We start from the raw sequence: 825 nt of genomic DNA, 5'->3' as shown, positions 1-825 counted from the left end.
GTCGTGATGGTCGAGCACCGCTTGTATCGTGCTCGCCAAGCTCTGTTCGTCTATTGCCTCCGGCAGATTCAGCATCAGCGCCTGTGAGAAGCGAGTGAACCCCGACGTGCCCCGTTCGAGGAGCCAGCGCATTATCGGCGTCAACGGAACCTCGCCGACCCCGCCCCCAGGCAGTTCTTCCAACGTGGCTGCCTCCAGTCCGTCACCGAAGACAGCAATCTCCGCCAACCCAGCCACTGTTTTACGCTCGAACACATCTCGCGGTGAGAAAACTATTCCGGTCGCCTTTGCCCGTGAGACCAATTGAATCGAAACGATGCTGTCACCGCCGAGGGCGAAGAACGAATCCTCCACGCCTACCGATTCGAGTCCGAGCACTTCCTCGAACAACCCTGCTAGTGCCGATTCAATCTCGGTTACCGGAGGGATGAATTCGCTGAGGCGCTCGTCAAAATCCGGTATGGGCAATACATCCCGGTCGATCTTCCCATTCGGCGTCACCGGTAACTCGTCAACCACCACCACCGCAGCCGGCACCATCTGCCGCACCAGACGCTCACCCACACCGGCCACCACCACGGCCGAATCCAAGGCCACCCCCGCTTCCGGCACCACATACCCGACCAGCCGATCTTCCCGCACCGCAGCAGCCGACCCAGCCACCCCCACACAGGCCAGCAACGCAGACTCCACCTCCCCCAACTCGATCCGAACACCACGCACCTTCACCTGCAGATCACCACGACCGACAAACTCCAACGCGAGACCCCCACCCGAAACCCGGCGCCACCGAACCACATCCCCCGTCCGATACAACCTCCGCCC

The 825-nt window shown here is 61.7% G+C and carries 1 protein-coding gene; it reads right to left on the bottom strand.

Translation table 11 applies throughout. The features are described from left to right. Positions 1-798: phosphopantetheine-binding protein (locus C7T36_RS29795; protein WP_308811204.1), on the bottom strand; the 798-nt coding region annotated here is incomplete at its 3' end. Positions 799-825 lie beyond the last annotated feature (27 nt).

Origin of the sequence: Rhodococcus sp. AD45-ID, assembly GCF_003023755.1 — a bacterium.
Classification (GTDB): Bacteria; Actinomycetota; Actinomycetes; order Mycobacteriales; family Mycobacteriaceae; genus Rhodococcus_F; species Rhodococcus_F globerula.
The sequence above is the reverse complement of the archived record's forward strand: the minus strand, read 5'-3'. Positions and strand labels throughout refer to the sequence as shown.